Raw genomic sequence first — 6286 nt, 5'->3', positions numbered from 1 at the left:
GTCTGTGGGGAGTGCTGACAATAAAGGTTTGACTGGCAGCGCGCTGTCAGTGACGCAGCTGGTATCTCCGGTCACTAATACATCGGGGGGGGCGGTAGGATCTCCCGTGCCAGTAGTCCCTCTAGATGGGTCAGCTTCGACGGCGGATATGCGTTTGACGCCAAGTGAAACCGCAGATCTGCTACGCGCAGAACGTGCAGTCGGCGAGGGTGCTCAGGGAGGCGGTGAGAAAACGGACAGCGGGCTGCGTGCAGAAGGGCGTGGTTTCTCTTCTCTATTGAGTGCGGCGGCCCAAGTTGCGGTCCCGGCAGATCAGGTGGCAAAAATGACGCCAACGCAAACCGCATTCACGCTTGCGGGACAGGGGCAAATGGGCTCAGCGCCGTGGAGTAACGCCCTGAGCGAACGCATCATGATCATGACAGCACAAAACAATCAGGTGGCTGAAATCCAGCTGGATCCTCCTGAATTGGGCTCGTTAAAGGTCAGGCTTCAGGTTGGGCAGGATCAGGTCAGTGTTAGCTTTGTCTCACCTCATGCATCGGTGCGGGACGCTGTGGAGCAAAGTATGCCTAGATTGCGAGAGATGCTGGAGCAACAAGGGTTAAATCTGGGAGAGTCTTCGGTGAATGATCAGTCTTCCGGGTCGGAAGAAGAAAGACGTCAGGAGCGTTTTGCCTCAGGGGTGGGGGATGAGCTGTCCGGAGGCTTGGAGGAGCAGGTTTCTGCAGAGGCGGGTGGTGAAGGATTGTCGCTCGTTGATTACTATGCATGAGTAGCTTCAGCCTGAAAAACAGTGTGTTATAGTTAGCGCTGTAAAAAGGGATAGTCCCTTAAGTATATTATTCGGCACTCTGTCACGGGAGATTGATGATGGCTGAAGATCAGGCTGCAGCGGCGGAAAACGGCGAAGAAGAAGGCGGTAAAAAGAAGTCCAAACTTAAGCTAATCATCATTTTCGTGGTTGCGCTTTTAGTTTTGGGTGGCGGCGGTGCTGCGGCATATTTCCTCTTATTGGCAGAGCCAGATACGGAACAGAGTGCTGAGAAGGAAGCGGAAGCGGTTGAGCCGGTGCGTGGCCCGGCAATCTATGTCAAAGTTCGTTCAATGGAGGGGCGCCCGATGTTTGTGGTGTCACTGCGTAGTAAGGAAAAAACCAGAGCCGGTCGTGGCCATTATATGCAGGCCTATGTGGAAGCCAAAACACGTAATCCTGAGGTAGAAGCTGCACTCAAGTTACATATGCCGGTGGTTGTATCCCGTCTTAACAAAATGTTCTCTTCACAACAGTTTGAAGTGTTACAAACTAAAGAGGGGCGCAGTGAGTTGAGACAGCAGGCAGTAGATGAGGTGCGCGAGGTTATGATGGAGAAAATCGGGAGACCTGGAGTGGAAACGGTGCTCTTTACTAACTTTGTAATGCAGTGATGACTAGATGTCTGTAAAAGACCTCCTCTCGCAGGACGAAATCGATGCGCTGTTGCATGGTGTTGACGACGGCGGCGTAGACACATCGGAAGAGCCTGAACCGGAGTCCGATGAAGAGGTTCGTCCCTATGATCTGGCCAGTCACGACCGTGTCGTGCGTGGTCGGATGCCAACGCTTGAAATGATCAATGAGCGTTTCGCCCGCCATACCCGTCTGAGTTTATTTAACCTGTTACGCCGTACCGCAGATGTTGCGGTAGGGGGTATTCAGGTCATGAAGTATGGCGATTACGTACATACCTTATACGTACCGACGAGTATGAACCTAGTGCGTGTGAGTCCGTTACGTGGCACTGCTTTGTTTATCATGGATGCCAAGCTGGTGTTCAAATTGGTGGATAACTTTTTTGGTGGTGACGGGCGTCATGCCAAAATCGAAGGCCGCGAGTTTACGCCGACTGAAACTCGCTTGGTGCACAAGGTGATCGGCCAGTTCTTTCATGACTTGAAAGAAGCTTGGGGGCCCGTAATGGATATTGATTTTGAGTATCTGGGGCATGAGGTTAACCCGGCGATGGCTAACGTCATCAATCCGGGCGATGTAATCGTTATCAGCAGCTTTCAGGTTGATATGGATAATGGCAGTGGTGAGTTTCATGTTGCTATGCCGTATTCCATGCTGGAACCCATTCGCGACAAACTGGTTGCAGGGGTTCAGAACAGTGAAGATCACTCTGATGAGCGTTGGCAGACGGCGATGAGACGCGACATTATGATGGCGCGCATGAATTTGCAGATCACCTTAGCTGAGAAAAAATTGACATTGCGCGATGTTTTGGATTTGGAGGAGGGGGATGTGATCCCCGTGGAAATTCCGGAGAATTTGCGGATGAAAGTGAATAAAGTGCCTGTGTTTGAAGGTAAGTTGGGTGTTTCGCGAGGCAATCTGGCCATTAAGCTTGTTGGTCAGGTGAAAGAAGAGCTACGTCTGGATAAGTAGCAGATAGTAGCTGGAGAGCAATTGAATGAGCGATGAGAACAATCAGGACGTAGACCAGCAGGCGATGGCTGACGAGTGGGCTGCGGCGATGGAGCAGCAGCTAACTTCGGAGACTGAAGCTGAAGGTGCATCTGGCACGGATGTGGGTGAGTCTGTAGAGCTGGATGAGCTCCGGGATGATGCCAATCCTGTGGATGATCCCAAGCTGGATGTGATTCTGGATATTCCTGTGACGTTGTCCATGGAGGTCGGTGAGACTGATATTGCAATCCGCAACTTACTGCAGCTCAATCAGGGATCGGTGATTGAGTTAAACCGTGTTGCGGGTGAGCCGTTGGATGTTAAGGTCAACGGTACGCTGATTGCACATGGGGAGGTTGTTGTGGTTAACGACCGTTATGGAATTCGCCTGACTGATGTTATCAGTCCGCAGGAGCGCATTAAGCGTCTCAAATAAGGTGGTTATGTTCAGCCGCATATCCTCAGCTATCTCCTTGCTGTTCATCAGTCTCTTTGCTCAATATGGCGCGGCGGCTGATGAGGTCTTATCTGCACCAGCAACGTCAGAGCAGGGTGCAGACATCACTCGGGGCGTAACGCCTATGACAACATCTGATCCTTTCTCAACTGAAGCCGTGCTGCAACTGCTGTTAGGTTTGTTGTTTGTTATTGCGCTGATTTTTCTGCTGGCATGGATAGCGCGCCGTTCATTGGGCGTGACTCAGACCGGACGGCATATGCGCGTCATTACCGGGTTGCCTTTGGGGGCGCGTGAGAAGGTCGTGTTGGTTGAGGTGGGGAAGGAACAAATGCTGCTGGGGGTTGCGCCGGGAAGGGTGAACTTGATCACCCGCTTTGATGAACCGGTCGTGGATATTGGTGAACCTGAAGGTGCGTTTGGGCAGCGGTTGGTTGAAGCGTTACAGCGGAGAACCGATTCTTGAGAGCGTTGTTGGTCGTTGTTATTCTGTTGGGGTGGAGTATTCCCACTGTCGCCGCTGATGTAGGTATTCCTGCGATCAGTGTTACGGCAGGTGAGGATGGCGTAGAAAACTACAGCGTAACGATCCAGATCCTTGCGTTGATGACCATGCTGACGTTCCTGCCAGCCATGGTTATGATGATGACATCGTTTACCCGAATCATTATCGTTTTTGCAATCTTGCGTCAGGCGTTAGGTTTGCAGCAAACGCCGTCTAATCAGGTTATGGTTGGATTGGCGATGTTTCTCAGCTTATTCATCATGACGCCAGTGCTCGAAAAAGTGAATACCCAAGCGGTTCAACCCTATATGGAAGAGCGGATGGGTGTGGTGCAAGCGTTGGAGGCCGCGAGCGGCCCTTTTCGGGAGTTTATGCTAAATCAAACCCGTGAAAGTGATCTGGATATGTTTATGAAGATCTCCAAAACGCCCAAAGTGAATGGCGCTGACGAGATCCCATTTTCGGTGTTGGTACCTGCTTTTGTAACCAGTGAACTGAAAACCGCCTTTCAGATCGGATTTATGTTATTTATCCCGTTTTTGGTGATTGATATGGTGGTGGCCAGTGTCCTTATGGCCATGGGTATGATGATGCTGTCTCCGGTGATTATCTCGCTGCCGTTTAAGATTATGTTGTTTGTACTGGCTGATGGCTGGGCCATGGTGGTGGGTACGTTAGCAGCCAGCTTCGGTATATAGAGGCCTCTTATGTCGACCGATGTGGTACTCGATGTGTACGGTGAAGCGTTCATGCTCATCGTTATTCTGGTGGCTGTCATCATTACGCCCAGTCTGATGATTGGTCTGCTGATATCAATGTTTCAGGCGGCGACACAGATTAACGAACAGACGTTGAGCTTTCTGCCTCGTTTGATTGTTACGCTGACGGTTATTATGGTCATGGGGCCTTGGATTGTTGGTAAATTTAAGGACCTGTTCTCCTACCTGTTTCATAATATCCCCTATCTGATCGGGTGATCCTGTGTTTGAGCTGGATCTAGGTCAGATCGATCGCATCGTATCCTCCTTTCTATGGCCGTTTTTTCGTGTGGCCTCCTTTTTTATGGTTATTCCCATGATTGGCTCCAGGCTGGTGCCGGTGCGTATTCGTCTGGGGTTGGCGTTGGCGGTTTCTTTGCTGATTGTGCCGCTGTTACCTGATATGCCGGTTTACGATGGATTGGCGTTTGAGACCGTAAAAATTATCGCACAACAGATCCTTATTGGGTCCCTGATGGGCTTTGCAGTGCAGGTGCTATTTCAGGTGTTTGTGTTGGGTGCGCAGCTGACAGCTATGCAGATGGGGCTGGGATTCGCATCGACCTCCGATCCGGCCAATGGTGTATCGGTGGTTATACTGGGTCAGTACTATTTGATGATCGTCATGATGTTTTTCCTGGCGACAAATGGGCATCTGATCATGATCGAATTGTTGGTCAAAAGTTTCACGCTGGTGCCGGTAGGGGGAGCGACCTTAGTGATCGACTCGTACTGGAAAATGGCATTAGCGGGTAGCTGGATGTTTTCAGGCGCTTTGATGATCGCTTTGCCTGCGGTTACCGCTTTATTGGTGGTTAACTTTGCCTTTGGTGTGATGACACGTGCCGCGCCGCAGCTCAATATCTTCGCGATCGGTTTTCCATTCACTATGCTGATGGGGTTGCTCATCGCATGGATTTCAATGGGCGATCTGTTGGGACATTATTTCAAGATGACAGAGTTCGCATTGGATTATCTGTTGGGCATGATTGTCGCGGAGACACCCTGAATGGCAGAAGAGTCGGGTCAGGAAAAGTCAGAAGAACCCACGGCCAAACGGTTAACCGAGGCGCGTGAGAAGGGCGACGTTCCCCGATCACGTGAATTGGTGACCATGGCTGTTTTGCTGGCGTCGTCTGCTGCAGCGTTGATGTTTGGCGGGAAGCTGGCCCATCACATGATGAATGTGATGGTAAACAGTTACGAGCTGGAGCGAGCGGCAATTTTTGACGTCAACCAGATGATCATATTTTTGACGGCGGCGTTTTATGAATCCTTTCAAGGGTTGCTGGGCTTCTTTGCGATCGTGTTGTTGGCAGCGCTTATTGGGCCTATTGCCTTGGGTGGGTGGAATTTTAGTGCACAGGCGTTCGCACCTAAGGGCAGTCGACTGAATCCGTTGTCGGGTTTGAAGCGAATGTTTTCGATGAATGCGCTGGTGGAACTGATCAAAGCACTGGGTAAGTTTTCAGTCGTCGCTGCGGTCGCGATAGGCGTCTTGTGGTCTATTAAATCGGATATTCTCGCGCTGGGTTATGGTAGCCCGCAAACATCCTCTGAAGACGCAGTGGAGATAGTAATCTGGGTATTTTTAATGCTCAGTGCCAGTCTGATTATCATTGCGGCAATTGACGTTCCGTTTCAGCTTTACTCCTACACCAAGAAATTGAAGATGACGATGCAGGAGATCAAAGATGAATACAAAAACACGGAGGGTAAACCTGAAGTCAAAGGCCGCATTCGGCAGATGCAGCGTGAAATCTCTCAACGACAGATGATGAAGGATGTTCCCGAGGCGGATGTGGTTATTACCAACCCGACTCACTATTCCGTTGCGTTGAAGTACGACAGTGAGCGTGGTGGTGCGCCTTACGTTGTTGCTTTGGGGGCAGACTTTGTGGCCCTCAAAATTCGAGAAATTGCTAAAGAAAAAGATATACCGATTCTTTCTGCGCCGCCGCTAGCGCGAGCGCTCTATTATTCCTCAGAAATTAACGAAGAGATCCCTGCGGGTTTATACACGGCTGTCGCTCAGGTGTTGGCGTATGTCTTCCAGCTAAAAAATTACAAAGCCTATCAGGCAGAAAAACCCTATCCGCCGTCAGAAAATGAACTGG

The 6286-nt window shown here is 50.5% G+C and carries 9 protein-coding genes; all 9 read left to right on the top strand.

All coding sequences use genetic code 11. From position 1 onward, the window contains the following. The coding region (locus ABYW01_RS11475) for a flagellar hook-length control protein FliK (RefSeq protein ID WP_372832825.1) at window positions 1–775 on the top strand (775 nt) is incomplete at its 5' end. Between the two features lie 95 nt (window positions 776–870). Continuing rightward, entirely contained in the window at window positions 871–1428 is a 558-nt protein-coding gene (locus tag ABYW01_RS11470) for a flagellar basal body-associated FliL family protein (RefSeq protein ID WP_372832824.1), read from the top strand. Window positions 1429–1435: 7 nt separating this feature from the next. After that, window positions 1436–2428, top strand: a complete 993-nt coding sequence (fliM, locus tag ABYW01_RS11465; RefSeq protein ID WP_372832823.1) for a flagellar motor switch protein FliM — start codon at window positions 1436–1438, stop codon at window positions 2426–2428. Window positions 2429–2453: 25 nt separating this feature from the next. Then, window positions 2454–2885 carry a flagellar motor switch protein FliN gene (gene fliN / locus ABYW01_RS11460; RefSeq protein ID WP_372832821.1) on the top strand — a complete coding sequence of 144 codons (432 nt, stop codon included), beginning with the start codon at window positions 2454–2456 and terminating at the stop codon, window positions 2883–2885. 7 nt (window positions 2886–2892) lie between these two features. After that, window positions 2893–3372 (top strand): flagellar biosynthetic protein FliO, encoded by a 480-nt coding sequence (gene fliO / locus ABYW01_RS11455; protein ID WP_372832819.1) that lies wholly within the window; start codon window positions 2893–2895, stop codon window positions 3370–3372. After that, window positions 3369–4109 (top strand): flagellar type III secretion system pore protein FliP, encoded by a 741-nt coding sequence (gene fliP / locus ABYW01_RS11450; RefSeq protein WP_372832818.1) that lies wholly within the window; start codon window positions 3369–3371, stop codon window positions 4107–4109. The genes fliO and fliP overlap by 4 nt, the downstream gene beginning before the upstream one ends. A gap of 9 nt (window positions 4110–4118) precedes the next feature. After that, a complete protein-coding gene (locus ABYW01_RS11445; protein WP_372832817.1) occupies window positions 4119–4388 on the top strand; it encodes a flagellar biosynthetic protein FliQ in 270 nt (89 codons plus the stop codon). A gap of 4 nt (window positions 4389–4392) precedes the next feature. Then, complete coding sequence (gene fliR / locus ABYW01_RS11440; RefSeq protein WP_372832815.1) at window positions 4393–5178, top strand: flagellar biosynthetic protein FliR; 786 nt, start codon at window positions 4393–4395, stop codon at window positions 5176–5178. Then, window positions 5179–6286, top strand: a 1108-nt coding sequence (gene flhB, locus ABYW01_RS11435; protein WP_372832813.1) for a flagellar biosynthesis protein FlhB, incomplete at its 3' end; no start/stop codon positions are given.

Origin of the sequence: Pontibacterium sp., assembly GCF_041587635.1 — a bacterium.
Taxonomy (GTDB): domain Bacteria; phylum Pseudomonadota; class Gammaproteobacteria; order Pseudomonadales; family Balneatricaceae; genus Pontibacterium.
Note: the sequence above shows the minus strand (reverse complement) of the source record. Positions and strands in the feature narration are given on the sequence as shown.